At 69.0% G+C, this 25,839-nt stretch carries 24 protein-coding genes and 1 pseudogene; 19 read left to right on the top strand and 6 right to left on the bottom strand.

Annotated features, from left to right (window positions below; all coding sequences use genetic code 11):
- Window positions 1-127: 127 nt before the first annotated feature.
- Window positions 128-736: a TetR/AcrR family transcriptional regulator gene (locus O7601_RS17995; RefSeq protein ID WP_281562266.1), complete on the top strand. Its 609-nt coding sequence runs from the start codon at window positions 128-130 to the stop codon at window positions 734-736.
- A 125-nt stretch (window positions 737-861) separates the two neighbouring features.
- On the opposite strand, the gene O7601_RS18000 is transcribed toward O7601_RS17995, so the two are convergent.
- Entirely contained in the window at window positions 862-1,602 is a 741-nt protein-coding gene (locus O7601_RS18000) for a TetR/AcrR family transcriptional regulator (RefSeq protein WP_281562267.1), read from the bottom strand.
- A gap of 223 nt (window positions 1,603-1,825) precedes the next feature.
- On the opposite strand from O7601_RS18000, the gene O7601_RS18005 reads away from it, so the two are divergent.
- The 18 genes from O7601_RS18005 (at window position 1,826) to O7601_RS18090 (ending at window position 19,931) form a co-directional block, all read left to right on the top strand.
- Window positions 1,826-2,785: a thiamine pyrophosphate-dependent dehydrogenase E1 component subunit alpha gene (locus tag O7601_RS18005; protein WP_281562268.1), complete on the top strand. Its 960-nt coding sequence runs from the start codon at window positions 1,826-1,828 to the stop codon at window positions 2,783-2,785.
- A gap of 14 nt (window positions 2,786-2,799) precedes the next feature.
- Entirely contained in the window at window positions 2,800-3,774 is a 975-nt protein-coding gene (locus tag O7601_RS18010) for an alpha-ketoacid dehydrogenase subunit beta (RefSeq protein ID WP_269740867.1), read from the top strand.
- A 16-nt stretch (window positions 3,775-3,790) separates the two neighbouring features.
- A complete protein-coding gene (locus tag O7601_RS18015; RefSeq protein WP_281562269.1) occupies window positions 3,791-5,119 on the top strand; it encodes a dihydrolipoamide acetyltransferase family protein in 1,329 nt (442 codons plus the stop codon).
- A gap of 227 nt (window positions 5,120-5,346) precedes the next feature.
- Entirely contained in the window at window positions 5,347-5,787 is a 441-nt protein-coding gene (locus tag O7601_RS18020; protein WP_269740869.1) for a nuclear transport factor 2 family protein, read from the top strand.
- A 19-nt stretch (window positions 5,788-5,806) separates the two neighbouring features.
- Window positions 5,807-7,153, top strand: coding sequence for an ABC transporter substrate-binding protein (locus O7601_RS18025; protein WP_269740870.1), 1,347 nt, complete (start codon window positions 5,807-5,809; stop codon window positions 7,151-7,153).
- Window positions 7,154-7,252: 99 nt separating this feature from the next.
- The gene (locus O7601_RS18030; protein ID WP_281562270.1) at window positions 7,253-8,086 is read left to right on the top strand and encodes an ABC transporter ATP-binding protein; all 834 of its coding nucleotides are present in this window, start codon (window positions 7,253-7,255) and stop codon (window positions 8,084-8,086) included.
- Complete coding sequence (locus O7601_RS18035) at window positions 8,083-8,790, top strand: ABC transporter ATP-binding protein (protein ID WP_281562271.1); 708 nt, start codon at window positions 8,083-8,085, stop codon at window positions 8,788-8,790. The genes O7601_RS18030 and O7601_RS18035 overlap by 4 nt, the downstream gene beginning before the upstream one ends.
- The gene (locus tag O7601_RS18040; RefSeq protein ID WP_281562272.1) at window positions 8,750-9,673 is read left to right on the top strand and encodes a branched-chain amino acid ABC transporter permease; all 924 of its coding nucleotides are present in this window, start codon (window positions 8,750-8,752) and stop codon (window positions 9,671-9,673) included. The genes O7601_RS18035 and O7601_RS18040 overlap by 41 nt, the downstream gene beginning before the upstream one ends.
- Window positions 9,670-10,716, top strand: coding sequence for a branched-chain amino acid ABC transporter permease (locus O7601_RS18045; protein WP_281562273.1), 1,047 nt, complete (start codon window positions 9,670-9,672; stop codon window positions 10,714-10,716). The genes O7601_RS18040 and O7601_RS18045 overlap by 4 nt, the downstream gene beginning before the upstream one ends.
- Window positions 10,682-12,319: a long-chain-fatty-acid--CoA ligase gene (locus O7601_RS18050; protein ID WP_281562274.1), complete on the top strand. Its 1,638-nt coding sequence runs from the start codon at window positions 10,682-10,684 to the stop codon at window positions 12,317-12,319. Before O7601_RS18045 ends, O7601_RS18050 begins: the two co-directional genes overlap by 35 nt.
- Window positions 12,320-12,450: 131 nt before the next feature.
- On the top strand, window positions 12,451-12,990 hold the full coding sequence (locus O7601_RS18055; protein WP_269740876.1) for a hypothetical protein: 540 nt from the start codon (window positions 12,451-12,453) through the stop codon (window positions 12,988-12,990).
- Entirely contained in the window at window positions 12,987-13,829 is an 843-nt protein-coding gene (locus tag O7601_RS18060; protein WP_281562275.1) for an SDR family NAD(P)-dependent oxidoreductase, read from the top strand. Before O7601_RS18055 ends, O7601_RS18060 begins: the two co-directional genes overlap by 4 nt.
- Complete coding sequence (locus O7601_RS18065; RefSeq protein WP_281562276.1) at window positions 13,826-14,848, top strand: alcohol dehydrogenase catalytic domain-containing protein; 1,023 nt, start codon at window positions 13,826-13,828, stop codon at window positions 14,846-14,848. The genes O7601_RS18060 and O7601_RS18065 overlap by 4 nt, the downstream gene beginning before the upstream one ends.
- Window positions 14,849-14,857: 9 nt before the next feature.
- Complete coding sequence (locus O7601_RS18070; RefSeq protein ID WP_269740879.1) at window positions 14,858-16,054, top strand: iron-containing alcohol dehydrogenase; 1,197 nt, start codon at window positions 14,858-14,860, stop codon at window positions 16,052-16,054.
- Window positions 16,051-17,529: an aldehyde dehydrogenase family protein gene (locus O7601_RS18075; RefSeq protein WP_281562277.1), complete on the top strand. Its 1,479-nt coding sequence runs from the start codon at window positions 16,051-16,053 to the stop codon at window positions 17,527-17,529. Before O7601_RS18070 ends, O7601_RS18075 begins: the two co-directional genes overlap by 4 nt.
- Window positions 17,526-18,293: an SDR family oxidoreductase gene (locus tag O7601_RS18080; protein ID WP_281562278.1), complete on the top strand. Its 768-nt coding sequence runs from the start codon at window positions 17,526-17,528 to the stop codon at window positions 18,291-18,293. The genes O7601_RS18075 and O7601_RS18080 overlap by 4 nt, the downstream gene beginning before the upstream one ends.
- Window positions 18,290-19,498 (top strand): L-2-hydroxyglutarate oxidase, encoded by a 1,209-nt coding sequence (lhgO, locus tag O7601_RS18085; protein WP_269740882.1) that lies wholly within the window; start codon window positions 18,290-18,292, stop codon window positions 19,496-19,498. The genes O7601_RS18080 and lhgO overlap by 4 nt, the downstream gene beginning before the upstream one ends.
- Window positions 19,491-19,931, top strand: a complete 441-nt coding sequence (locus O7601_RS18090) for a thioesterase family protein (RefSeq protein WP_281562279.1) — start codon at window positions 19,491-19,493, stop codon at window positions 19,929-19,931. The genes lhgO and O7601_RS18090 overlap by 8 nt, the downstream gene beginning before the upstream one ends.
- 63 nt (window positions 19,932-19,994) lie before the next feature.
- On the opposite strand, the gene O7601_RS18095 is transcribed toward O7601_RS18090, so the two are convergent.
- The 5 genes and pseudogenes from O7601_RS18095 to O7601_RS18115 form a co-directional block, all read right to left on the bottom strand.
- Window positions 19,995-21,671, bottom strand: a complete 1,677-nt coding sequence (locus O7601_RS18095) for a right-handed parallel beta-helix repeat-containing protein (RefSeq protein WP_281562280.1) — start codon at window positions 21,669-21,671, stop codon at window positions 19,995-19,997.
- 261 nt (window positions 21,672-21,932) lie between these two features.
- Window positions 21,933-22,080: pseudogene (locus tag O7601_RS18100) on the bottom strand (YdeI/OmpD-associated family protein); the annotation flags it as partial.
- 198 nt (window positions 22,081-22,278) lie between these two features.
- Window positions 22,279-22,656: a hypothetical protein gene (locus O7601_RS18105; RefSeq protein WP_281562281.1), complete on the bottom strand. Its 378-nt coding sequence runs from the start codon at window positions 22,654-22,656 to the stop codon at window positions 22,279-22,281.
- Between the two features lie 380 nt (window positions 22,657-23,036).
- Window positions 23,037-24,290 (bottom strand): cellulose-binding domain-containing protein, encoded by a 1,254-nt coding sequence (locus O7601_RS18110; RefSeq protein WP_281562282.1) that lies wholly within the window; start codon window positions 24,288-24,290, stop codon window positions 23,037-23,039.
- Window positions 24,291-24,788: 498 nt separating this feature from the next.
- Window positions 24,789-25,811: a LacI family DNA-binding transcriptional regulator gene (locus tag O7601_RS18115; RefSeq protein WP_281562283.1), complete on the bottom strand. Its 1,023-nt coding sequence runs from the start codon at window positions 25,809-25,811 to the stop codon at window positions 24,789-24,791.
- Window positions 25,812-25,839 lie beyond the last annotated feature (28 nt).

Genomic DNA, 25,839 nt, shown 5'->3' on the forward strand with positions numbered 1-25,839 from the left:
GGTGGCTAATGATGATTAGCCTTCTTGATAGCAAGGACCTCGGTTGGTGGTCAAGAGACATGCTCAGGTAGTGTCCTGTATCCCATAATGAGCATTAGCCGCTCGATTCCTAAGGGAGGTTGACCGCATGGCGGGCACGCGGGACGCGCAGATCTTCGAGGCCGCCCTTCGCCTGTTCGCCGAGCGCGGTTACCGCGCCACCACGATGGCCGACATCGGCGACGCCGTCGGCATCCGGGGCCCCAGCCTGTACAAGCACGTCGGTTCCAAGCAGGAGATCCTGGCTGGAATCATGACCGCGACGATGAATCGGCTCCTGGCCAACCATCACGCCGCGGTAGCCGACTGTGCGGACGTGACCGAGCGGCTGCGTCGCGCCACCGAGTCCCACGTCCGCTTCCACGTCCGGCACCGGCTGGAGGCGTTCGTCGGGACCCGCGAGATCTCCAGCCTCGACGAGCGCAACCGCCAAGGCGTGGTTGATCAGCGGGCCCGGTACGAGCGCGCATTCCGCGACCTCATCGAGGAGGGCCGCGGTTCAGGTCACTTCAGGGTGTCGTCGGCGAAGCTCGCCTCCTACTCGATCCTGGACCTCGGCATGGGCACCTCCGTGTGGTACCGCGAGGGTGGGGGTCTGACCGAGGACCAGGTCGTCTACCAGTACGGCGAGTTCGCGCTGCGGCTGGTCGGCGTGCGGACAGCCGACGATGCCGCGACCGCACACCTGATGCGATGACCGGCCGGCAGTCTGCCGGTGTCGGTCAACCAGCGGTCGCCACCGCACTGACTGGCTCCGCCGACACCAGCAGCTCTCGCCGGCCTACCGGCGAGGCCTCGCGACTGGCCGCCGTGGCGGGGCTGTCATGCCGGATTCGGCACGGCATCACCGTCGAGGCGGGCGACGGCCGGCGGATTCGATACGTGCGTCCGGCGGTTGGCGGGATCCGGAATTTTCTGGTCCGGCGCCAGGCCGCGAACCAGGTAACTCCAGAACTGGTACGCGACCTCGCGCGACCGGAGCGCACCACGAGGCTCGTACCACTGGTAGGCCCAGTTGCACATGCCGTAGGCGGCGAAGGAGGCGAGGCGGACGTCGACGTCGCGGAACACCCCGCTGCTGATCCCGTCGGTGAACACCTGGAGCACCATGTCGTCATAACGCTGGCGCTTCTCCCGGATGTTGTCCTGAGCTGATGCCGGCAACTCACGGAAGTGTTCGAAGAACACCCGCACGTGTCCGCGGTGTGTCTCCATCAGTTCGAGGATGTCGGCCATGACCTCCAGGAGAAGTTGGTCGGGCCCGAGCCCGGCGCCGAGTCGCCGCTGATGACGGGAGACCAACAGCTCGATCAGCTCGTCGTGGATCCAGTGCAGGATTTCGTCCTTGCTCTGGAAGTAGTGGTAGAGCGTCGCCTTCGCCACGCCGACGACCTCCGCGATGTCGTCCATGGTCGTGCTGGCATAACCGCGGTCGTCGAACAGGTTGGCAGCGGTGTGCAGGATTTCGCGCCGGCGCTCCTCGGCGGTCATGCGGCGCCGCGCCAGTCGATTGGCCGACGCCGCCCTGGTGCCCGGGGGCGTACGGCTGTCCGATCTCTTCACCAGCCACTCCTACCGACTTCGATCTCTGGCTCTCAGGCTAGACCGACTGGTCGGGTGTGTCGACCCGCCGCTGGTTCTGAGCCGAGTACCCGCAGGTCGTGCCATGGTAGCGCGGTGCGACTACAGGACCCTTGACACCTCTGGCAGGCCATCCCTACTGTGCGACGAAACAGCCAACCGACCGACCAGTCGGTCGGCACGGTCCGCCGACAGGGAGGACACGATGGTCACGCGTGATGTGCGTCGCCGCCTGTACCGGGAGATACTGCGCGTCGCCCTCTGGGAGGGCCGGCTGTTGCGGTTCATCGAGGAGGGCCGTACCTCCGGCTTCTACCACGCCGGTCGCGGTCAGGAGGCGACCGCGGTCGGTGCGACCGCGGTCCTCCGCCAGGACGACTACCTGCTCTACGACCACCGCGGCATGGGGCATGCCATCACCAAAGGGGTACCGATCGACCGCCTCTTCGGCGACTTCCTCGGTACCACGCAGGGCACCACAGGCGGTCTGGGCGCAGGAATCGTGCACATCGCCTGGCCCGAGGTGGGAGTGCTCGGCCAGAGCGGCACCCTTGGCGGCTCCTTTCCCATCGCCGCCGGCGCCGGCCTCAGTATCCGACACCGGAACACCGACCAGGTCGTCCTCTGCTTCTTCGGTGACGGGGCCGCCAACCGGGGCACCTTCCACGAGGCCGCCAACGCGGCGGCGCTGTGGAAACTGCCGGTGATCTGGCTGTGCGAGAACAACGGCTACGCCGTCTCCGTTCCGGCCGCCGAGGCGCTCAGCGTGCCGCAGGTCGCCGACCGTGCCGCCGCCTACGGCATGCCAGGTGAGGTCGTCGACGGCATGGACCCCGACGCGGTCTACACCGCCGTCGCCGCCGCGGTCGACCGGGCCCGGGCCGGTGCCGGCCCGACCCTCATCGAGGCGATGACCTACCGCTTCCGTGGTCACTACGAGGGGGATCCGACGAACTACCGCACGGCGGAGGAACTCGCCGCCTGGCAGGCGCGCGACCCGCTGACGACGTACCCCGAACGGATGCTCCAGGCCGGTGATGCGACCGGGGAGTGGCTGCAGGCCACGCACGACGAGGTTGCGGCCGAGATCGAGGAAGCCGCCACGGTCGCGCTCCGCGGCGAGAAGCCCGGCCCCTCCCGCATCCTCCAGCACGTGTACGCCTGAACGGAGCTTGACAAATGCCGATCATGAGCTACGCGAAGGCCATCCGCCGGGCCATCGACGAGGAACTGGAGCGCGACGACACGGTCTTCGTGATGGGCCAGGATGTCGGTGCCTTCGGCGGCGTCTTCGGCGTCACCAAGGGGCTACAGGCCAAGTACGGCAAGCACCGGGTCTTCGACACGCCCATCTCGGAGAACTTTCTCGTCGGTGGTGGCGTCGGAGCGGCACTCACCGGCACCCGGCCGGTCGTCGAACTTCAGTACGCGGACTTCATCGAGGTCGCGATGGACGAGGTGTACAACAAGGCGGCCAAGTGGCGGTACATGCACGGCGGCCTGTTCACCGTGCCGCTTGTCATCCGGGCACCGGAAGGCGCGGCCAACGGCGCCGGGCCCGAGCATTCCCAGTGCCCGGAAGGTCTGCTGCTGTCCGCCGCCGGCCTGCACGTGGTGACGCCGGCGACCCCGGCCGACGCCCTTGGCCTGTTGAAGAGCGCGATCCGATCCGACAACCCCGTCGTCTTCCTCGAACACAAGGGGCTGTACGGCCTGAAGGGCGAGGTGCCGGACGGCGAGCACCTGGTGCCGATCGGGGTGGCCAACACCGTACGCCCGGGCCGCGACGTCACGGTCGTGGCGTGGACCTCCATGGTGCACCGGGCGACGGCCGCCGCCGAGCAGTTGGCGGCAGAGGGCGTGGAGGTGGAAGTGATCGATCCGCGGGGTGTTCGCCCGCTGGACACCGAGACGATCCTGGCCTCGGTCCGCCGTACCGGACGGCTGGTCGTCGGTAGCGAGGCACCCGCGGCCGGGGGAGCCGCCAACGAGGTTGCCGCCTTGGTGGCCGAGGCCGCGATCGAGTACCTGGCGGCACCGGTGACCAGGGTCTGCGGCAAGGACATTCCGCTGCCGCAGAGCGCGGAGCTGGAGCAGTTGGCCATACCGACCACCGACGACTTCGTGGCGGCCTGCCGTCGCGCCATGGGCTGACGAAACGGAGGACAGGATGCACAAGCTGTTCCTGCCCCGGCTGGGGCAGACCATGGAAGAGGGGCTGCTCGTCGCGTGGCTGGTCGAGCCGGGGCAGAGCTTCGAGGCGGGCGACGACCTTTACGAGGTGGAGACCGAGAAGGTCACGGCCAGCGTGCAGGCGAGCCTGCCGGGTCGAATGCTGCGGATACTCGTGGAACCGAACAGCACGGTGCCGGTCGGCGCGTTGATCGCCGTGGCGGCCGACCCCGCCGATCCGGACACCGTGGCCGAAGCCGCTGTCGACGATCTCATCGCGGGGCGGGCGTCGGCACCGGTCACCGGTGAGCCCGGTCTGGCCGGCTCGCCGTCGGCGCCGGTCGATGCCCCGCAGACAAGCCTCCCGCGTACCGGACCGGTCCGGGCGATGCCACGCACGCGGACTCTGGCCCGTCGTCTGGAGGTGGACCTGAGCGACGTCCCGGGCACGGGCCCGGACGGTCTGGTCACCGAGCGGGATGTGGAGTCGCACGCCCCGGCATCCGTCGCGGCGCAGCCGTCTGCGTCGCCTGTCCCTGCCCCGTCGCCGGTCCCTGCTCCGCCGCCTGTCCCTGCGTCGCCTGTCCCTGCGCCGTCGCCTGCCGCTGCGCCGCCCCGATCCACGAGCGTCCCTGCCCGCCCGGGTGCACCGCGCATCCGCCAGCGGATGCCGCTGGCTCCGATCGCCCGACGGATGGCGTCCGTGGTGACGCGTAGTTGGACGGAGATTCCCCAGTTCAGCCAGGGTGTCCAGGTCGACGCGACCGCCCTGCGCCGCCGCCGCGACGGGTTGCGCGAGCGTACGGGACTGCCGATCGGGTTCAACGACCTGATCCTCGATGCCCTGGTGCGCAGCGTGGGGGAGGTGCCGGAGGCGAACGCGAGTTTCGAGGGGGACGACGTCGTCATGTGGGGCGACGTGAACGTCTCCATCGCCGTGGACACGCCCTCGGGACTGCAGGTTCCGGTCCTGCGGTCGGCCCAGGAATACACGATCAGTGGTCGTGCGAGGCGGCTGCGTGAACTGGTGCAGCGGGCCCGGGCTGGTGATCTCGGCCTGGCGGACGTCAACGACGGCACGATCACCCTGTCGAACCTCGGCATGTACGGCGTCGACCACGGCACTCCGCTGGTCACGCTGCCGCAGGCATGCATCGTCTTCGCCGGTGCCGTTCGTGACGTGGTCACCGCGGTGGACGGTGCCATCGCGGTACGGCCGTCGCTCACCGTCACCTCGGCGTTCGACCATCGGGTACTCGACGGCGCTACCGCCGCGCGGTTCACCGGCGTCCTGCGTCGCAATCTGGAGTCCGAGACTGATCCCTAACCGACCGAACGGTCGATTCCAGCCCCGGGATCCCGTCACTGCCCCTACTAGCAGACACCACGCTCCACGCGGCGACAGTCCTACGTCAGCCGCTGATCGTCCAGGTCAGGACGGTCGATCACGCACAGATCGTTGACGACGCCGAAACCGCGAATTTACGATCCGACATAGTTCCACCGACTGGTCAGTCGACTCGTAGCGCGGCGAGGACGAGCGGAAGGACCGCAATGGCAGACCTCAAGGCCCTGGCCACCGCACAGTGTGACGCCTGGAACGCACACGACCTGGAAGGCTACCTCTCCTACTTCAGCGACGACGCCGTCTACACCTGCCCCGGCCGCGTGATCAGGGGCAAGGACGCCATCCGTTCGTACATGCTCACCCTGACCGAGGCATTCCCCGACGAGAACCTCACGTACAAGCCGTTCGTGGCCGAGGGCGACACCGTTGTCATGCGGTTCGAGGCGCGGGCGACGCACTCGGGGGTCTTCCGGGTCAGCCCACGCCGCCAGCTCGCCCCGAGTGGCCGCAGCTACCTCCTCGATGTCGTCAGCATCGCCACCTTCGACGGCGACAAGATCGTCAAGCTTGAGGACTTCTTCGACCTGTACGACTTCGCGTTCAAGCAGATGCAGTTCCCCCTCCCGACCTCCGCCGCCGCACGTTGACCTGACCTGGAGGAAGACGATGACCCGCTTCACGGAACACCGCCGCTACCGGCGTGGATCGGTCCGGATCAGGCTGGCCGGCGCGGCCACTCTCGCAGCCGCCTTGTTGCTCAGCGCCTGCTCCGGTTCGGCGGTAAGCGGCGGTAACGGCGACTCGGGGTCGGCCTACCCCGATCCCGGTATCACCGACACCGAAATCAAGATCGGCGTCACCTACCCGTTTTCCGGCCCCGTCTCCGCCTACGGTGATCAGTACAAGGGCGCGGAGGCGTACGTCAGGTACGTCAACGAGGTCCAGGGCGGTATCCAGAGCGCCGACGGCAAGACCCGCAAATTGGTTGTCGAGGCACGCGACGATCAGTACGACCCCGGCAAGTCACTTGAGCAGGTCCGCAGACTCGTGGAGTCGGACAACGTCTTTGCGATCAATGGTGTGGTGGGCACGCCGCCGAACTCGGCGATCGTGGAGTACCTGAACAACGCCGAGGTGCCGCACCTGTTCGCCGCCACCGGTGCGACGAAGTGGGGAGCCCAACCCGACGTCTGGCCGTGGACGGTCGGCTTCCAGCCGGCCTACTCGCTGGAGTCGACCGCCCTCGTGCAGCACCTTGAGCAGGCGGACCCCGACGCCACCGTGGCGATCCTGTACCAGAACGACGACTACGGCAAGGACTTCCTCGCCGGATTCGAGTGGGCTGTCGAGCAGTCCGACTCGAACATCAAGATCGTGGCGAAGGAGTCGTACGAGACGGCCGACGCGAGCGTCGACTCCCAGATGGCCCGCCTCGCCGCCAGCAACGCCACCGTCGCCAACCTGATCACCACGCCGAAGTTCGCGGCACAGGCACTGGTCAACCTTGCCCAGTCGAGCTGGGATCCGCAGACCACCCTGCTGCCCAGCCCATCCGCGTCAATCTCGGCGACGATCGAACCGGCCGGCTTCGACAAGGCCCAAGGTGTCATCACTGCGCTCTACTTCAAGGACCCTGCCGATCCGCAGTGGGAGGCCGACGAGGGGATGCGCGAGTACAAGGACATCCTGACCAACTACGGATCCGTGCAGAACCTCAGCGAGAACATGCCGGTGCACGGTTTCATGCACTTCTACGCCCTGGTGGAGGCGCTGAAACTGATGGAGGAGCCCACCCGCCAGGGGCTGATGGACGCCGCCCTGAGCATGTCCAACATCCAGCACCCGATGCTGATCCCGGGCAGCAGCATCAACACCACTCCCGACCACCGATTTCCCGTGGAATCCCTGCAACTCATGAGGTTCGAGGGGGAGAAGTGGGTCTCTCTCGGCGGGCCTCTCAATCTGCAGGGCCGCACGCCGAAACTCACCGTCGAACAGCTTTCCGGTCAGTAGACCGGGACCGGTGTGGCGCCGCAGGGCGCCGCACCGGTAGCCGGTGGCCGCACCGCCCGAACCTGTTTCCGGTCGCAACCACGACGGCGAAGGAGAGACATGACCGACCAGCTGCTCGCCCGACGAAGCGAGCCCGAGGCGGGGAAGAACATCCTGCTAGAGGTCTGCGACGTCGGTATCCGTTTCGGCGGCTTGCGTGCACTGCACGACGTCAGCTTCACCGTGGGCCGCGACCAGGTTGTCGGGCTCATCGGACCGAACGGTGCCGGCAAGACGACGCTGTTCAACGTCATCACGCGGGCCTATCGCGCCGACACCGGATCGGTCCGGTTCGACGGCGTCGATCTGCTGACCCGGCCGGCACACCAGATCGCGCAGCTCGGCGTCGCCCGTACGTTCCAGAATCTGGGACTGGTTCCCGCGCTCGACGTGCGCGGGAACGTGCTGCTCGGCGCCAACGCCCGCAGCCGACACGGCGTGATCAGCGCCGGGATCGGGTTCACTCGTACCGCCCGGCGTGAACGTGAGGCGCGGGAGCGTACCGAGATCGTGCTCCGCGACCTCGGGCTCGCCCAGGTTGCCTCGCTGCGCCCGGACGCCCTGCCGTTCGGCACACTCAAGCGGATCGAGCTGGCTCGTGCCATCGCCGCCGAGCCGTCGCTGCTGATGCTCGACGAACCGGCGAACGGGCTGTCCGCGGCCGAGGTCGACGAGTTGTCCGACCTCATCCGAACGCTGCGGCGGACCTACCGGCTCACCATCCTGCTGGTCGAGCACAACATGCGCATGGTGATGGATCTGTCGGACCACATCGTCGTACTGAACTTCGGACAGGTGCTCGCGCAGGGGACACCGGCCGAGATTCGTAGCGACGACGCCGTCGTGTCGGCTTACCTCGGCGAGTCGTCGGCCCGGGACGGGGGTACGTCATGACTCTGCTCGAACTCAGCGACGTGACGGCCGGATACGGGGGGCGCCACGCCGTGCGGGACCTCAATGTCCGCATCGCTCCCGCCGGTCGGGTCGCCGTACTCGGCGCGAACGGGGCCGGGAAGTCCACTCTGCTCCGGGCGATCAGCGGACTGATCGACGTCACCGGCTCGATCCGCTTCAACGGCGAGGAGATTCGAGGTCGCCGACCGCAGGAGATCGTATCCCGTGGCGTGGCGCACGTGCCGGAGGGCCGGGGCACGTTCGGCCAGCTGACGGTCGAGGAGAACCTGACGGTCGGCGCCTTCACCCGCAAGGACGGTGAGGTGGCCGAGGACATCGACAAGGTGTACGGCTACTTCCCGGTGCTGCGGGAGCGGCGGCGGCAGAAGGCAGCCGCGCTCAGCGGTGGGGAGCAGCAGATGCTCGCCATCGGCCGAGCGCTCATGCTGCGGCCGAGGCTGCTGCTGCTCGACGAACCGTCGCTCGGCCTCGCCCCCAGGGTGACCGCGGATGTGTTCGCCATCCTCCGGGAGATCCACGGCGATTCGGGCGTCGGGATTCTGGTCGTGGAGCAGAACGCCGAGCTGGCCCTCGCCTTCGTCGACCACGCGTACGTGCTGGAGACCGGGCGGGTCGTCGCCGCCGCCACATCCGACGAGCTGCGTGGCGACGCGCACCTCCGCCGCGCCTACCTGGGGTACTGACATGGAGCAACTGGCAGAGCAGATAGTGTCCGGGATCGGCAACGGAGCAATCTACGCGTCGCTGGCCGTCGCGCTCGTGCTCGTTTTCCGCTCCACCGGCGTGATCAACCTCGCCCAGGGTGAGATGGCGATGTTCTCCACCTTCGTCGCCTGGCAACTGACCGCGATCGGGCTGAACATCTGGCTCGCCTTTCTGATCACGGTCGTGCTGTCGATGGCGGCCGGCGCCGGGATCGAGCGCGTGCTGATCCGACCGTTCCGCAAGCGCGACGAGCTGACCATCATCATCGTCACACTCGGCCTGTTCCTGATATTCAACAGCCTGGCGGGCTGGATCTGGTCGTACACGATCCGGCCGTTCCCCAGCCTGCTCCCGGATGGAACCCTCGACATCGGGCCGGTACGGACCTCGATCGCCACCCTCGGGACGCTGGCGATCGTGCTCGCGGCAACATTCCTGCTCTTTCTGCTGTTTCAACGCAGCAAGGTGGGCCTGGCCATGCGCGCGGTGGTGGACAACGGCACCTCCAGCCAGCTGGTGGGCATCCCGATCGGCGCGGTGCTCAGTCTCGGCTGGGCGTTGGCTGCGGGAATGGGGGCGATGTCCGGGATTCTGATCGCTCCGAAGCTCTTCCTCGAACCCCACATGATGTTCGGCGTGCTCATCTACTCCTTCGCCGCCGCAACCCTGGGCGGCTGGGACAGTCCGATCGGCGCGGTGATCGCCGGGCTGCTGGTGGGTGTCGGCCAGAATCTCGCCGCCACCTACATCCCGTGGATCGGCTCCGATCTCACGATCGTGTTCGCCCTGGCCATCATCCTGGCCGTCCTGCTGGTGCGCCCGGCCGGACTCCTCGGTTCGAAGGAGGTGGCGCGGGTATGAGCGCCTTTCCGATCGTCGTCAGTCCACGTCGGGCGCGCCATGTCACCCGCGTGGCGGTCAGCGTCGTGCTCCTGGTCGCGCTGGCGATTCCGTTCTTCATGACGGCGTTCAGCGTGTTCCAGGTCAGCCTGATTCTCGCCCTGGCGATCGGCGTGCTGGGGCTCAACCTCCTGGTCGGCTACGGCGGGCAGGTCTCGCTCGGACACAGCTTCTTCATCGCCGTGGGTGGATACACCAGTGCGGTACTCATGGCCGACCACGGCTGGAACTTCTTCGCGACGCTCATTCCGGTCGCCCTGTTCTCGGGCGGGGCCGGCCTACTGCTCGGCTTTCCTGCACTGCGGCTGAGGGGTCTGTACCTCGCGCTGGCCACCCTGGCGTTGGCGTTGTCGACCGGGCCGCTGCTGCGGCGCTTCGAGGGGCTGACCGGCGGGGTCCAAGGTGTCATCGTGCCGACTCCTGACTGGCTGCGTGACAGCCCACTGGGCAAGGACGCGAGCGTCTACTACATCGTCCTGGCGGCGATGCTGCTGGTGACCTGGCTGGTATCGCGGATCACCAGCGGTTACAGCGGGCTGGCCCTGGCCGTCATCAAACAGAACGAGATCGTCGCGCGCAGTCAGGGCGTCGACACCGCCCGCTGGAAGACCGCCCTGTTCGGCGCGAGCGGTATGCTCGCCGGCCTCGGTGGTGCCTTCTACGTGCTCGCCATCGGCTTCATCGCGCCACAGTCGGTAGGCGTGATGCTGTCGATCTTCCTACTCGCGGGTGTCGTCATGGGCGGCCTGGGTTCGGTCTGGGGTGCGCTTTTCGGCGCGGCGATCGTGCACCTCCTGCCGCAGTATGCCGCGGATGTCAACCAGGGTCTGTCCGGAATGGTGTTCGGCGTCGCCATCATCGCCGTGATGTTCCTGATGCCCGGTGGCTTCGTTCAGCTGTTCCGAACCGCGCTCGGGAAGCTCGTCCAGGTACGGGACGAGGCGAGATCCGCCGAGGAGGAGATGGGCAATGCCGGCAACCTGGCTGACGCGCGGTCCGGGTGACCTGCTGACCGCGCTCGACGACAACGCGGAGCACCGCCCCGACCACCTGGCGGTCCAGTGGCGGGGACGCAGCCTCACGTACGCCCAACTGGCCACCCGCACGCGTCAGGTCGCCGGCGCCATGGCGGCCGACGGCGTCGCCGCCGGACACCGGGTGGCCGTGCTCGCACGCAACCGGGTCGAACTGGTCGAGGTCTACTTCGCCGCCCTCGTGCTGGGCGCCGTGCCGGTGGTGCTCAACTGGCGCCTGGCGACGGCGGAGCTTCGCGCCATCGTCGAGGACGCCGAGGCGAGGCTCGTCGTCGTGGATCCGCAGGTGCCGTCCGCGGACGGCCTCGTCGACCCGACGCGCGACGGTCCCGCGATCGTGCTGTTGGCCTCGACCACGGGCAACGAGATGGCGTCGACGCGCGGGCGCGACTACGACACGTGGGTGGGCGAAGCTGTGCCGGTCGCGGGTCGGAGCAGCTCCGACCTCGACGACGCCTGCGTGCAGCTCTACACCTCCGGCACCACCGGACGACCCAAGGGGGTCCTGCTCAGTCACCGCAACATGTGGTCATTGCTCAGCGGCGCGCACGAGGACTGGCGGGTGATGCCGGGCTCGGTCCTGCTGTGCCCGCTGCCGGCCTTCCACATCGGCGGGCTTGGCTGGATCCTTGTCTCGGTCGCCCGGGGTGCCACCGTGGTGCTCCTCGAGGAGGCTCGGCCGGATCTGATCCTACGGTCGATCTCCGCGCACGGCGTCACCCACGTCATCCTGGTGCCCGCTCTGATGGCCTCCATCGTTGAGCAGCAACTCCGGGATCGCCTGGACATCAGGGCGCTGGAGATCATCGTGTACGGCGCCTCGCCGATACCGCGTACTCAGTTGCGGGAGGCTCTTGAGGTCCTGGATGCGGACTTCATCCAGGCCTACGGGATGACGGAGAGCTGTAGCTCGATGACCCAGCTGGGACCGGAGGCGCATCGGGAGGCGGCCGGGCAGCCCGAGCCGGCCGAGGGCGAGCCTGATCTGCTGCGCTCCTGCGGGCGTCCGCGCCGAGGCATCGAGCTGTCGATCCGCGCACTGCACGACGGCACCGAGTTGCCTGTCGGTGAGGTGGGCGAGGTCTGGGTGCGTAGTGCCCAGGTCATGGCCGGTTACTGGCGGCGGCCCGAGGAGACGGCGGCGGTGCTGATGCCCGGGGGGTGGCTGCGGACGGGCGACATGGGCTACTTCGGGCCTGACGGCCATCTGTATCTCTGCGACCGCGTCAAGGACATGATCATCTCTGGTGGCGAGAACATCTTCCCCGCGGAGGTGGAGAGCGTCCTGCTCGACCACCCTGCCGTGGCGGAGGTGGCCGTGATCGGGGTCCCGAGCCAGCGTTGGGGTGAGCGGCCCAAGGCTTACCTCGTGTTGGTGCCGAGCGCGGCGACGCCCGATCTGAAGGACATCCGCGCCTTCTGCCGGGCGCGGCTCGCGAGCTTCAAGTGTCCTGACGAGATCGAGGTCGTGCCGACGCTGCCCCGCAACGCCTCCGGGAAGCTGCTCAAGAAGGAGTTGCGGAGGCTCGTCACCCCAAACTTACCGACTGGCCAGTCGAGTAGCGTTCGGTAGCAGCTCGCCAGAAGGGCAGCGACAGTGGGTTTAGTCATTGACCGTGCATGGGCTTGGCCAGTACGGTCGACCGACCAGTCGGTTGGGAGAAGATGATGAGCACTGAGGAGCTCGGCCCGTACCGTGTGCAGGTGAGCGCTGAGGGTGCCACCCTCAGCTCCGCCCAGTGCGGAGCGTGCCCCCGATGCCGGGTCGGCGATCCGGCCCACTGCACCTCGGCGAACACCGCGCGCACCGACCGCAACGGGCCACCGGTCGCGTCGGCGCCGCTGCTGCTCGACGCCATCAGCGTCGTGGACATGGTGCTCGCCAGCGGAATGCCGCTCGGCGCGGTGCAGGTACGCACCCAGGACCACCGGCACGCCGCCGCCGTGTGCGACCTCGTACGTACCGTCGTGGCGGATGTCCTGCCGGGCGAGGCGTCCCGGGACGAGTGGATCGCCCGCGGACGGCCGGGACGCGCGGACGTGGTCATCGATCTCGACGGGGATCTCGCGTGGGCTGCTGCCACGGTACGCCGTGGCGGTGCCGCCGGCGTGCCAGGCATCGCCCGGACCACGCCCACGCCGACGACGATCGTGCAGCGGGAGATTCGGCTGCTGCAGCGCCGGGACCTGATGAGCGCGTGGGAGCTACTCGCCGCCGGCCTGATCGGAAGGGATGCGTCATGAGTAGGGACGAGGCGCCGGTAGCCGTCGTCACCGGTGCCGGCCGGCCGGGTGGGATCGGCCGGGAGATCGCGGCCGGATTGCTGGCCGACGGCTACCGGGTGATCGTGTCGGACCTCGCCACACCGATGAGCTCACACCCCGACTACGAGTCCGCCACCGCGACGATGCTCGACCGCACGGCCAGCGGACTCGCGCAGACGACCGGTGGCGACGTCCTAGCCGTGCCCTGTGACGTCCGGCGCGCGGCGGAGGTCGACGCGCTGTTCGCCGCCGCCGTCGACACGTTCGGGCGACTCGACGTGGCCGTGAACAACGCGGGTCTCGCGGTCGGTCTCACCGACGTGGTCGATCTCAGCGAGGCCGACTGGCGACTCAACCTCGACGTGATGGCCACGGGCACCTTCCTGTGTAGCCGGGCCGCGGCGCGCATCCTCGTCCGGCAGGGCCGCGGCGGCCGGATCATCAACATGGCGTCCCAGGCGGGCAAGACCGGCCAACCCTCGATGGCCGCCTACACGGCCGCGAAGTTCGCCGTCCTCGGGTTCACCCAGAGCCTTGCTCACGAGTTGGGGCCGCACGGTGTCACCGTCAACGCGGTCTGCCCGGGCACCGTGCTCACGCCGCTGCTCGACGTCAAGGGAGGCGTGTTCGAGACCTACCCCAAGCGGTTCGGGATCGATCCCGAGCGCTACAAGACCAAGCTGCTCCGGCAGATCCCGCTCGGACGCTTCGCGGTGCCGGGCGACATCGCCGACATGGTGCGGTTCCTCGCCTCGCCACGGGCGGCCTACGTAACGGGAGAGTCGATCAACGTGACCGGCGGTCAGGAGATGCATTGAGCGGGTATCGGCAGGCGGTGTTCCGTGCCGCAGGCGCGGTGGAGATCGTCGAGGTGCAACGGGCCGAACTCGGCCCACGGGACGTGCTGCTCCGGGTGACGGCGTGCGGGGTCTGCGGCTCCGACGTCGGGAGCTACCTGCACGGTCACTATGTGAAACCGGGCCAGGTCATGGGTCACGAGATGGCCGGGCGGGTGATCGCCGTCGGCGCCGAGGTCGAGTTGGGGCCCGGGACCCTCGTCGCGGTTCGTCCCCTGCGGACCTGCGGCAGATGCTGGTACTGCGCACGAGGTGACGCGCACCTGTGCGGCCGCAGCGCGGCCCGCAGCCTCGCCTACGGACTGGCTGGCGGCTTCGCCGAGGAGGTGCTCGTGCCGGACGCCGTCATCGGCCGCGACGTCGTGCCGGTGCCCGAGCACGTCGATCCGGAGGACCTGCTCTGGGCGGAGCCCCTGGCGGTCGCGATCCGCGCGATCACGCTCTCCGCGGCGTCCGCCGGCGATCAGGCGCTGGTGGTCGGTGCCGGATCCGTCGGACTGTGCGTGATCGGCGCGCTCATCGCCGGTGGCGTGAGCGTCGACGTTGTCGAGCCGCGGCCGGTCCGGCGCGCGGCGGCCGAGGTGCTCGGCGCGAGGACCGTTACCGCGGACGAGGTGGCCACCGGCCGCCACGACGCGGTCTTCGAGGCGTCCGGTGCATCGGGCGGGCTGGCCACCGCGGCGCGTGCGGCCGAGCGGGCACCGCTGGTACTGCTCGGCCTGTCCGACCGGCCCATTCCGGTTGAGGCGGCACACGCCGATCTGCGCGGTGCGTTTGCCTACCTGGATCGCGACTTCCACCGCGCGATCAGCCTGATCGTCGACGGGCGCGTGTCGATGCGCGCGGCGGTGTCGCATCGGTTCCCGCTCGACGAGACCGGAGCCGCCATCCGCGCCAGTGCCACCGACGAGACAGCCGTCAAGGTGCTCGTGGTGCCCACCACCGAGCCAGCCGAACAGCCGCAGCCCTGCGCGGCGTAGGAGGCAACGATGCCCATCAGCGAGCACGCACAAATTCATGGTCACCTCGCGCCACGCGAGACGCTGGCCGGTCCCGGGACGTCCGGACAGGTCGGCTCGGTGCTGCGGGCAAGGGGTGTGGCACCCGGGCCGGTACTGGTGGTCGCGGACGCCGCCGTCACCCAGCTCGGTCTGCTTGCCGACCTGCTCACCGGTCTACATGCTGCCGACTTCGTGACCGACGTCTTCGACCAGGTCTCCGGCGAGCCCGGCGAGGCCGTTGTCGACGCCGCCGCCGCCCAGGCCCGCGAGCGGGGCGTGACAGCGGTGATCGGGATCGGCGGTGGTAGCGCCATGGACGCCGCCAAGGTCGCGGCGCTGCTCGCGACCAATTCGGGCGCCGCCGCCGACCACGTGGGGGTGGTGGAGCCGCAGCGGTCGCTGCCGCCGCTGGTGCTCGTGCCGACGACGAGCGGTACGGGTTCGGAGGCATCCCGAATTGCGATGATCACGGTCGGTGGTGTCAAGCGCGTCATCAGCTGCAGCCAGTTCGTGCCCTCGATCGCCGTGCTCGACGAGCAACTGGTGACCGGGCTGCCCAGCACGGTCGTCGCCGCCACCGGCATGGACGCGCTGGCTCACGCGATCGAGTCGATGTTGTCGACGCTCCGCACGCCCTTCACGCTGGCACTAAGCGCCCAGGCGATCACCATGCTGCGCGCGAACCTCGAACCTGCCGTCGCGGGCGACGGCGCCGCCCGCGGCCGTACGCTCTACGCCGCGCACCTGGCTGGGATCGCGCTCAACGCCGGCGTGGTGCTGGGGCACAGCCTGGCCTACGTGGTGGCGCGGCGTTCACCGTTGCCGCACGGCACCTGCTGCGCCCTGGCGCTGCCGTACTGCCTGGCCTACAACGCGGCGGTGCCAGCCGAGATCGGCGTACACCTGGCCGAGCTGCTGACCGGCCGGGCCGGTAGCACGCTGGCGGACGCCGCCCAGGAGGTCGCCGCCCTGACCGCCCGTCTCGGACTACCCGGCCACCTGTCGGAAATCGGGATTCGACCCACGGAGGTTGCGCTGATGGCCACCGAGATCATGCGTGACTATCCGCGGCCCAACAACCCGGTGCCGCTTACCGAGACCGCCGTACGAGATCTTCTGACCCACATGGTCGAAGGAGATCTGAGCGGCGCGTGGGCCTCGTCGCCGACGGTGGTGTCCGCATGAGTACGACCGCGGCGACCGAGATCAGGAACGTCGAGACGCTGGTGGCCGGTGAGTGGCGCGGTGCCACCCAGGGCGCGGATCTGGAGGTCCGCGACCCGGCGGACCTGCGCGAGGTGGTGGCGCGGGTACCGGCCCTGACGGCTACCGACATCGACAGCGCCTATGCCGCAGCCATCCGGGGCGCGCGGGCCTGGGGGCGCACCTCGGGCCTCGACCGGGGTGCGGTCCTGCTCAGGACGGCGAGTCTGCTGCGCGACCGTAGCGCCCCGATCGTCGCCGACCTGGTGCGCGAGATGGGCAAGACGGGAGCCGAGGCGAGCATCGAGCTGACCAAGGCGGCCGACTTCTTCGAGTACTACGGCGGACTGGCTCGCTCGGCGACCGGGTACAGCCTCAACGACGGCCGGCCCGGCACGACCACCAGCGTGAGGTACGAGCCGGTCGGCGTCGTACTGGCCATCACGCCGTGGAACGACCCGCTCCTGACCCCGGCCCGCAAACTGGCCCCCGCGTTGGCCTGCGGCAACGCCGTGCTGCTGAAGCCCGCCACGGACACCCCGCTGGTGAGCGTGCGGCTGGCCCGCGCACTTGTGGACGCCGGGCTGCCCGCCGAGGTGTTGTCGGTGCTCACCGGCCGCGGTGCGGACATATCGGCCGCGCTGTTGGACGACCCGAGACTGGCCGCCGTGACCTTCACCGGCAGCAACGAGGTCGGAGCCGCCATCCACGCCTCGGTAAGCGGTCGAAACCTGCGGGTACAGACCGAACTGGGTGGCAAGAACGCCACGGTGGTGCTCGCCGACGCCGACCTGACCCTCGCCGCCGACACCATCGTGGCGGCGGCCTTCGCCCAGGCAGGCCAGAGGTGTACGGCGACAAGTCGGGTGATCGTCGACCGGCGGGTCAGCGCCGGCCTGCTCCAGTTGCTGCGTACCCGGGTCCGCGCCCTCGTGCTGGGGCCGGGCGGCGAGCCCGGAACAGCGATGGGACCTGTGATCAACGAACGGCACCGCGTCGCGGTGCTCGACCACGTCAACGCCGCGGTCGCGGCCGGAGCGACGGTCGCGGAGGGCGGTACGGCACCGGACGACGAGCGGCTGGCACACGGCTGCTTCGTCCAGCCGACGATCCTCACCGGGGTGACCGCCGACATGGACATCTGGCGCGAGGAGGTCTTCGGCCCGGTGCTCGCTCTGCTGGAGGTCGACGGCTTCGACGAGGCGGTCGCCGCGGTCAACGACTCGGAGTTCGGGCTGGCGGCGGCGCTGTTCACGCGCGACCTGTCCCACGCAAACCTCTTCCTCGACCGCGCCGACACCGGTCAGGTGGCAGTCAACCTGCCCACGTCGGGTTGGGACGTGCACCACCCGTTCGGCGGATTCAAGGCATCGGGATCTCCGTTCAAGGAGCAGGGCACCGAGGCCCTGCACTTCTACTCGCGCGTCAAGACCTGTGCGGTGCGGTTCGCGTGGTGACCTCGCCATTCGATCTGACCGGCCGTACCGTGCTGGTGACCGGCGGCGGGCGTGGCCTCGGTCGGGCGATGGTGCTGGCGGCGGCTGGCGCGGGTGCCCGCGTGGTGGCCGTCGCCCGCTCGGCCGTGGAGCTTGAGGAGACGGCCCTGGCCGGCGGCCCGAGGGTGGTGCCGCTGCGTTGGGACCTGTTGGCCGATGCCGACCAGGCCGGTCACGCGGATGCGTTGGTGGCCGAGGCCGAGCGGCTGGCCGGGCCGGTGCACGGGGTTGTCCACGCCGCGGGTGTGCAGAGCCGGTCACCGGCGGCCCACTTCCGGCCCGAGGAGTGGCGGCGGGTCCTCGCGGTCAACCTGGACACGCCGTTCTTCCTCAGCACGTCGCTGTACCGCGCCCAACGCGCCCGCTCCGCGGGCGGCAGCCACGTCTTCATCGGCTCCCTGGCCAGCGCCATCGGCCTGCGCGACGTCGCGGCGTACGCGGCGAGCAAGAGCGGCGTCCTGGGCCTCACCCGCTCGCTGGCGGCCGAGTGGGCGGCCGACGGGGTACGGGTGAACTGCCTGGCTCCTGGCTACTTCCGGACGGCGCTCACCGCCGACCTGCTCGACGACCAGGAACGGCACACGTGGATCAGGTCGCGGATCCCCATGCGCCGCCTTGGCACGCCGCAGGAACTCGGTGGCGCCGTGGTCTTTCTTCTCGCTGAGGCGTCAACGTACGTCACCGGTCAGATGATTGCCGTAGACGGAGGGTGGCTGGCCGCATGAGTAGCAGGAAGCAGACCGTCGGAGTTGTCGGCGGCGGCATCCTCGGGCTGGCGGTCGCACGGGAACTGCTGCTGCGCCGGCCCGGCACCAGCGTCACGGTCTTCGAGAAGGAGGACCGACTCGCCGCACACCAGACCGGCCACAACAGTGGCGTGGTGCACGCTGGCCTCTACTACCAGCCCGGCTCCCTGAAGGCTCACCTCTGTCGCCGAGGCGCGGGCCTGCTGCGGGAGTACTGCGCCGAGCACACGCTGCCCTACCGGGAACTCGGCAAGCTCGTGGTGGCCCTGGACCGCGCGGAACTGCCGGCGTTGGACCGGATCGAGGACCGGGCGCGGAGCAACGGCGTGCCGGACCTGGCGCGGCTCGACCGCGCCGGCATCGCCGATCGCGAGCCGGCGGTGGCCGGCATCGCCGCACTGCACTCACCCCGTACCGCGGTGGTGGACTTCGCCGCGGTCTGCGAGCGTCTCGCCGCAGACGTACGGCGGCTCGGCGGTCGAGTGCTGACGTCCACCGAGGTACACCGCATCAGACCGGGGGTCGGGCATATCGAGGTGTCGGCAGGTCAGGAACGGTATCTCGTGGGCCGGCTCGTGGTGTGCGCCGGTCTCTCCGGTGACGCGGTGGCGGCGATGGTGCGTGGCCGCGGCGACGCCCGCATCATCCCGTTCCGTGGCGAGTACTACCTGTTGCGGGCTGGTCTGCGTGACCGTGTGCGAGGGCTGGTGTATCCGGTGCCGGATCCGCGCTACCCGTTCCTCGGTATTCATCTGACCCGCCATGTCGACGACGAGGTGCTGGTCGGACCGAACGCCGTTCTCGCCCTGTCCACTCAGGGATACACCTGGCGTGATGTCAGCCTTCCTGACCTGGCACGGATGGCGGTGTGGCCGGGAACGGCCAGGATGGCACGGCGGCACTGGCGTACCGGGATGTACGAACTGGCCGGCTCGCTGTCGCGCCGACGCTTCGCCGGGCGCGCCGCGCGCTACCTACCCGGGCTCACCGCAGCCGATCTGGCGCCGGCACCGGCCGGTGTCCGTGCTCAAGCGGTCGCCCGCGATGGATCTCTCGTCGACGACTTCCTGATCGAGCGGGTCGGACCGATCATGCTGGTCCGTAACGCGCCGTCGCCGGCGGCGACCTCCAGTCTTGCCATCGCCGAACACGTCGTAGCCCAGTTGGAGGACGGCGATGCCTGAGTTCGTGGTGACGGTACCGATCCGGTTCAGCGACCTGGACGTGTTTGGCCACGTCAACCATGTTCGGTACCTGACCTACTGCGAAGACCACCGTACGACGATGCTGCGCTGCCTGGAGCAGGACACGGGGGTGCGCTGGACTGAGGACGGGTTCGTCGTCGCCCGGGTCGAGTGCGATTACCTGTTGCCGGCGGCGCTCAGTGACGACACGCTGGATGTCGGCCTCACCGTCGATCACGTCGGTCGAACGTCCGTCCGGGCCACCTACCGACTGCGCCGCAGTCGTGACGGGGCCGAGGCGGCCGTCAGCCGGCAGGTGCTGGTGCTCGTCGATGGCGGCAGGCCGAGACCTGTCACCGATGTCGAGCGCGAGTGGCTGCTCCGGTACGGCGACGTCCCGGACACCGTGGTTTCGTACCGCGGCAAGCGTTGACCCGTTGGACCTGAGCCGATGCCGGCGTCATCTCGGCGGTGACGCCGGCATCGGCCGCGCTCGTTACGGGGTGACCACTCGGCCGCCGAAGGTCACGACCAGCCGGCCGTCGGAGGCGAAGGACCAGCCCAGAGCGCCGGTGTACGAGGAACACCGGGATCCGTTGGTGCCGGACCAGAACTGGTTCGAGCTGTCGGAGTTGCCGATGATCCGGTCGTTCGAGCCGCCGTTGCACGAGGTGTTGTTTCGGAACACGGAGGAGCCGCCGTCGAAGTTGAAGTTGCGCTCGGCGTTGCCGATGTTGGCGTTGTTCGACACCGTCATCGTGCCGGGGTTGCGGTTGTAGGTGAACCCGTGCTTGCCGTTGTTGTAGGCGATGTTGCCGCGGATGGTGTGGTTCACCGCGATGTCCTCGCCGCCGAGCTTGAATCCGTTGCGGTCGCCGTTGCCGGCCTGGCCGCCGTTGCTCAGGGTGCCGTTGTTGTAGGCGAGGGAGGATTCGATGGTCACCGCGCCGATGGCGCCGGTGTCGCTCTTGGTGTAGAGGTCGTAGCCGTCGTCGATGTTGTTGTGGGCCACCGTGTAACGGAAGACGTTGCCGGGGCCGACGGTGAGCTTCGGGGCGAAACCGTCGGCGTCCTCGCCGTCGGAGTCGACGTTGTCGTGCGACACCGTGCTCACCACGAGGTTGTTGGCGGGCCACTGGTCGCGGGGCGCGTTGGCGACCAGCCGCGAGAGTTGCAGCCCCGAGTCCCGGTTGTGGCGGGTGATCGTACGTTCGATGATGTTGTTGTTGCCGGCCAGCAGGATGCCGTTGTCGCCGGCCCGCTCGACGATGATGCCGCGGATGTGCCAGTACGATCCGCCCACCGCCAGGCCCCGGTTGGCCGGGTCCTCGCTCTGCGCCGAAAAGTTCAGGATCGGGGTCTCACCCGCGTACGCGAAGATGTTCTTGCGTGCGCTCGACGTGCCGTTGTTGCCCTGAGCGATGGTGATGGTCTGCGAGTAGCGGTAGGTGCCGCCGCGCAGGAGGATCGTCCCGCCTGCGGGAATCCGGGTGATCGCGGAAGTGAGCGTCGTCGGGTTCGCAAGCGTGCCGGCCGCGCTGTCGGTGCCGGTCGGCGCCACGTACACCGTGCCGCTCGACGGCGGGGGCGGGCTGGTCGGTGGGGGCGTGCTCGGTGGCGGGGTGGTCGGCCCGGTCGTCGGCGGCGGGGTCGTCGGCCCGGGCGTCGCACCGGAGGCGTACGTCTCGAACTCGGCGATCCTCGGCGTGCCGCTCGCGCCGGTGATCTCGAAGTTGATTTTTCTCAGTGAGGTGGCGGGGAAGTTGATGACTCCGGCCCCGGTACCGCTGGCCAGGGTGGCGCCGGTGTCGTTGTTGACGAGTCGCCAGGAGCCGACGACACCTACCGCGCCGGCGGCCTCCCGGATGTTCACCGACGCCACAGTGGTGGCGGTGCCCCACTTGACGGAGATGCGACCGGTCGTGCCGGTCGGTGACCAGTAGCTGCCCATGTCGCCGTCGATCACATTGCCGTAGCTGGTGCCGCTGGCCTTGCTGGAGCCGTCGGAGCCGGCCCCGAGACTGAGGTTCGTCGCGCTGGCGCTTATCGGCGCGGCGGCGATAGCGTCAGCTGAGCCGGACGCTTGGGACACCGGCAGCGCCGAGGCAAGGGCGGCTGCGGCGGCCACGGCGGTGCCGCCGGCGAGCAGCCTTTGTCGCACTGTAGTTCTCACTGTTCGTCTCCTCGGAAGTGAGCACGGTGCGAGGCGTCTCCTGGGCAGCCCGACACCGCAGAGTGGCTACATGTTCATGTCATCAGCCTGGCTATAGAGCGAAACATCGATGTAATGTCAGGCTAGGAAAGCGCTTGCCCAGAAGACAAGCCCCGCGATGTGCAGGTTTGTTGCAGGATTCTGAGCAGCAGCTCGTCGAGTCGAGGAGATACGGGCAGCGCGGCAGTGCGAAGGAACCGGGATCGTGCCGCACGCCTCACGAGACTGCGGCGGCTTCGCCTTCTGCGGGTGAATCGTGTCGTGCCGGGCCAGCATGGCGATGAATTCGCCGATCTTCCGCTCCCGGGTCTCCGCCCCGTTTCATCGCGTTGAGCCGGTGCATGAGGGCGAACCGGTTGGTCGTGGTGAGTGCCGGCCTCGTCGCGCGTACCTTGGGTCGATGTTTGGCACTACCCGCCCGAACGGCCTGCCACATCGATTCGCTGGCGCAGGCGGCCGTCAAATGGTGACAACCGGGCTTCTCGTACCGCCGGTGCCGCTGCCCGCTGGCGCGGTCCGGGCCCGCGACGGGAGTTCCGTCGCGGGCCCGGGTCATGGTTGCTGGTTGTCAGTTCGGGGCGTGTACTCCGCTGGCGGACCAGTCCCTGGTGGCACCCCGGACGTACATGGAGCTGCCTTGGTTGCCGGAGAAGTACTGCTTGATGGAGCCGGTGAATGGTGTGCTGGAGGCGTTTCGGCCGTGCACGTCGGTGTAGACGGTGGTCGGGCCGCTGTTTTGCACCTGGAAGGTGCCGGGTCGGAATTCTCGCAGGGTGCCCTTGAATGGCGAGCGTGGGTCGTCCCAGGCGAGGTTCTGGCCGGCCTGGCGGGCCTGGTCGCAGTAGTCACCACCGGCGAGGTTCGTGTAGCACAGGTCCACGATGCGGCCTAGGTTGTTCGGTTTGGACGGGTCGTAGTAGCGCGACGGGTTGACCACGTAGAACAAGTTGCAACCGCTGGGGTCGCGCGGCGGGTGCCGCGCGGCGGGTGCCAGGTCGGGTAGACCTTGCCGTCCGGACCGTACGTCCAGTACCGGGCGTGGATCTCGACCGAACACTCGCCGGAGCGGGGCAGGTAGCCCTTCTCGTTGGCGGTGGCGATCAGGTCGTACGCCCGGCTGGTCTGCGCTCCCGCGGGCGGCAGTGCGGTGCCCCAGGTGGGGTTGCCGGGTGGCGGTGTGGTGGGTGCGCGCTACAAGGGCTGCACCACGTGGGTGGCCGTGTCCGCCCTTCCTCGGCGCAAGCACGGCCACCTGTCAGCGTGGCTCATACTCCTGCGGTCGGTCCGGTCGCGGGGTGGCCCGGCGGGTCACCGGGCCCATCCGGTTCAGTAGCCGTAGCGGCTCTTGAGGTGGCGCCACCAGTCGCGGAGCATCCAGGCGTCGAACTCGGTGATGGAGCTGGCGCTGCCGGCCTTCATGATGAAGCCGCCGACGCCGCTCGGGGTCCAGTCGTAGAAGTCGTCGAGGCCGAAGGTATGGCCGATCTCGTGCAGCAGGATCGTCATGTTCTCGGCGTTGAGGTTGTTCATGTAATATTCGCGGCCCATGCGTTGGCCCCAGTCGCCGCCGGCGCCGCCACCGAAGCCGTCGGTCAGCCAGAGTGACTGGTCGTAGTGTCGGGCGGCTCCACCAGGGCAGTTCGGGTACTGGCCGTTCTGGTTGAAGAAGCGGCCGCATTCGGGGGCGCACTGCGGGGCGTTCTCCCGGATGTTGTTGACGTAGATGTCGACGGAGTTGTCCGTCCACTGCAACTGGCTGCGGTTGCGTACGGCCCAGCCGACCACCCGGATCGGCACCTCTCGGTACGGCCAGGCGTTGTGGCCGGCCATCACGTCCATCCACTTTTTGTACTGGCGGGCGAGGGTGGCGTGGATCTGGTCGCGCTGGGCGGCCGTGACCGTGGCGCTGGAGTCCCACCGGACGCAGAAGTTGAGGTATCCGCGGTTGGCCATGACCTGGTCCCAGCCGTAGTTGCGGAAGCTGTAGGGGTTGCCGTTGTTGTAGGTCTGTTCGACGTGCTGCCAGACCTGGTTGAGGGGGGTGACCAGGTGGGCCGGCGGGTTCCAGCCACTGGTCGGCGGTGGTGTGGTCGGATTCGGCGGCGGGCTGGTCGGCGGGGGCGTGGTGGGTGCGGGCGTCGTCGGCGCCGGTGTGCCCGGCGCGCCGGTGCAGGTCACCCCGTTGAGGGCGAACGAGGCCGGTGCCGGGTTGCTGCCAGTCCACGAGGCGTTGAAGCCGAAGGAGGTGCCGGCTCCGGTGCCCAGGGCTCCGTTGTAGCTGACGTTGGTGGCGGTGACCCGGCCGTCGGTCTGGGTGACGGTGGCGTTCCACGCCTGACTGATCCGTTGTCCGGCGGTGTACGTCCAGGTCAGCGTCCAGCCGTCGAGTGGGTCGCCGAGATTGGTGACGGTGACGTCGGTGCCGAAGCCGCCTGACCACTGGTTGGTGATCCGGTAGTCGACCCGGCAGCCCGGCGCGGCCGCCTGCGCACCGGTCACCGCGAGCGCCGCGCCGCCGGTGGTGGCCAGCGTGGCGATCAACGCCACCGCGATCCGGGTGCCTGTTCTTGACGATCTCATCGATGGTCCTCCACGGGTCGGGCCCGGCGGTCGGCGCAGCGACCACCAAAGCGATATAGATTGGCGTCCATACAAACTAAACCGCCCCCGTGGCGGCCCGCCCCCGCCCCCGGGATTTTTGCAACCTTCGCGGCAACTCGTGCGTACCGCTTGCCGAAATGGTTTTCGTGCGTGAGGGTGGCGGGCTGGCCGGAAGATCTCTCTCAATGCCCGGTCGTGCTCTGCTCGTCGGTCATGAGCGTTCTGTTGTCTCTGCCGGGCTGGCGGTACTCTGCTGGCAGGCGTTGCCGAAACCCTTTTCGGCGGGCGTTGTCCGAGGAGGGGCGACGGCCTGGCCCGGCGAAGCGGCGGGCTGCTGCTTGCTGGTGCCTGAACTCGTTGTTCGGCAGAGCACAGCGGCCGCGCCCGACAACCGCGGGGTGGACGTGCGACCGGCGACCCGGCGCACGCCGTCCGGTGTGCTCGACCGTCGGTGACGCCACGTGGTACGACGGTCTCTCACTTATGCCGCGCGGGCCCGGTGGACTCGCGAACCACGAGGCGGCCCGGCTGCCGGATGACGCCCGCGGCGGGGTTGCCGTCCAGGGCGGCGAAGAGGTGGTTGACCGCTGCGGCGCCGAGTTGTTCGAGGTTGAGGTCCACGGTGGTCAGCGGCGGGCGACAGTCGGCGGCGAAGAACTCCCAGTTGTCGTAGCCGACGATCGCCACGTCGTCGGGGATGCGCCTGCCGAGGCCACGTAGGGTGTCGGCGACACCGGCGGCGACCTGGTCATTGCCACAGAAGATCGCATCCACGTCCGGTCGGGCGGCCAACAGCAGCCGGGCGGCGTGCCGGCCCCAGCGTTGCGACCACTCGCCGAAGAGCGGGTCGCCGGCCAGGGTGAGCCCGGCCTCGGTGAGCACCGTTCGCAGGCCGGCGACCCGGTCGCGTGCCGCGCGGTAGGTGTCCGGTCCGGTGATGTGCCCGATCCTGCGCCGGCCGTGCGACACCAGGTGCTCGGCGGCGAGTCTCGCGCCGCCCTCGTCGTCGGCGACGATGGACAGGTCGCACGGGTCGGTTGACTCGGCGTAGGCGTATACCACCGGAACCGGGATGTCCCGGGTCAGCGACGGACGCAGGTCGTTGCTGTCGCCGACCACGATGAACCCGTCGACCTGGCGGGCCAGCAGGGTGCGAATGTAGTGCTGCCGGCGGATCGCGTCGCCGCGCGCGTCGCAGAGCAGCACGGACATCTGCCCGTTGCCGAGGGCGTTCTCGGCGCCGAGCAGGATGGGTATGGCGAAGCGGCCACCGAGTTCGTCGGTGAGCAGCCCGACCGTCCGGGTGCGCCCGGAGATCAGGCCGCGAGCCAGCACGTTGGGCTGGAAGGAGAGCTCGGCGGCGGCCCGCAGGACCCGTTCCCTGGTGGCCGGGGCGACCTCGGCCCGGCTGTTCAGCGCCTTCGACGCGGTGGCCACGGAGACCCCGGCGCGGGTCGCCACGTCGCTCAACGTCACTGACTGGGATCGTCGTCGGCCCACCGAAAGCCTTTCGCAAACTTTTTAGGGC

The organism is Verrucosispora sp. WMMD573 (genome assembly GCF_027497175.1).
In the GTDB taxonomy this organism is placed as follows: Bacteria; Actinomycetota; Actinomycetes; order Mycobacteriales; family Micromonosporaceae; genus Micromonospora.

Bases quoted from the DNA above. Each gene is read 5' to 3' on its own strand.
- O7601_RS17995 (WP_281562266.1), top strand. From the start codon at position 128: ATGGCGGGCACGCGGGACGCGCAGATCTTCGAGGCCGCCCTTCGCCTG.
- O7601_RS18005 (WP_281562268.1), top strand. From the start codon at position 1,826: ATGGTCACGCGTGATGTGCGTCGCCGCCTGTACCGGGAGATACTGCGC.
- O7601_RS18010 (WP_269740867.1), top strand. From the start codon at position 2,800: ATGCCGATCATGAGCTACGCGAAGGCCATCCGCCGGGCCATCGACGAG.
- O7601_RS18015 (WP_281562269.1), top strand. From the start codon at position 3,791: ATGCACAAGCTGTTCCTGCCCCGGCTGGGGCAGACCATGGAAGAGGGG.
- O7601_RS18020 (WP_269740869.1), top strand. From the start codon at position 5,347: ATGGCAGACCTCAAGGCCCTGGCCACCGCACAGTGTGACGCCTGGAAC.
- O7601_RS18025 (WP_269740870.1), top strand. From the start codon at position 5,807: ATGACCCGCTTCACGGAACACCGCCGCTACCGGCGTGGATCGGTCCGG.
- O7601_RS18030 (WP_281562270.1), top strand. From the start codon at position 7,253: ATGACCGACCAGCTGCTCGCCCGACGAAGCGAGCCCGAGGCGGGGAAG.
- O7601_RS18035 (WP_281562271.1), top strand. From the start codon at position 8,083: ATGACTCTGCTCGAACTCAGCGACGTGACGGCCGGATACGGGGGGCGC.
- O7601_RS18045 (WP_281562273.1), top strand. From the start codon at position 9,670: ATGAGCGCCTTTCCGATCGTCGTCAGTCCACGTCGGGCGCGCCATGTC.
- O7601_RS18050 (WP_281562274.1), top strand. From the start codon at position 10,682: ATGCCGGCAACCTGGCTGACGCGCGGTCCGGGTGACCTGCTGACCGCG.
- O7601_RS18060 (WP_281562275.1), top strand. From the start codon at position 12,987: ATGAGTAGGGACGAGGCGCCGGTAGCCGTCGTCACCGGTGCCGGCCGG.
- O7601_RS18070 (WP_269740879.1), top strand. From the start codon at position 14,858: ATGCCCATCAGCGAGCACGCACAAATTCATGGTCACCTCGCGCCACGC.
- O7601_RS18075 (WP_281562277.1), top strand. From the start codon at position 16,051: ATGAGTACGACCGCGGCGACCGAGATCAGGAACGTCGAGACGCTGGTG.
- lhgO (WP_269740882.1), top strand. From the start codon at position 18,290: ATGAGTAGCAGGAAGCAGACCGTCGGAGTTGTCGGCGGCGGCATCCTC.
- O7601_RS18090 (WP_281562279.1), top strand. From the start codon at position 19,491: ATGCCTGAGTTCGTGGTGACGGTACCGATCCGGTTCAGCGACCTGGAC.
- O7601_RS18110 (WP_281562282.1), bottom strand. From the start codon at position 24,290: ATGAGATCGTCAAGAACAGGCACCCGGATCGCGGTGGCGTTGATCGCC.